The 397-nt window shown below is 60.7% G+C and carries 1 protein-coding gene; it reads right to left on the reverse strand.

Features of this window, described 5'->3' with window-relative positions:
* Window positions 1–118 precede the first annotated feature (118 nt).
* A partial coding sequence (gene folB / locus KJQ97_RS10150; RefSeq protein WP_214120730.1) for a dihydroneopterin aldolase occupies window positions 119–397 on the reverse strand: 279 nt, incomplete at its 5' end.

The following is a 397-nucleotide window of genomic DNA, read 5'->3' on the forward strand; positions in this document are numbered from 1 at the left end:
ACATCGACGGGCGAAACGACGACGTCGTGACTACCGGGAGCTTCGGCGATCAGGAGGACGGCGTCTCGCAGATGGGCAACAGGGTCTCCCATATTGGAACCCCGGCTGTATACGGGTTTCACTGGGCATCCTTTCGGTACTTGCCGGCCCCGTCGTCGAGGGCAACCCCTACGGGGGCATGTGGCTTGTGAACGGTTACCTGGACAGAATGGACACGCGGACTGATCGCAAGAACGGTGTCAGCAATCTTGCCAGCCAGGGTTTCGACGAGGCTCACCGGCTCTCCGGTGAGAATGTTGAGCACCCGCTGTGCGACCGTCGCATAGTTGACGGCCTGGGTGAGGTCGTCAGAGACGGTATCCATGTCGACGTCAAGGCTCACGTCGACGCTGAAAGG

It is taken from the genome of Campylobacter sp. 2018MI01 (assembly GCF_018501205.1).
In the GTDB taxonomy this organism is placed as follows: domain Bacteria; phylum Campylobacterota; class Campylobacteria; order Campylobacterales; family Campylobacteraceae; genus Campylobacter_E.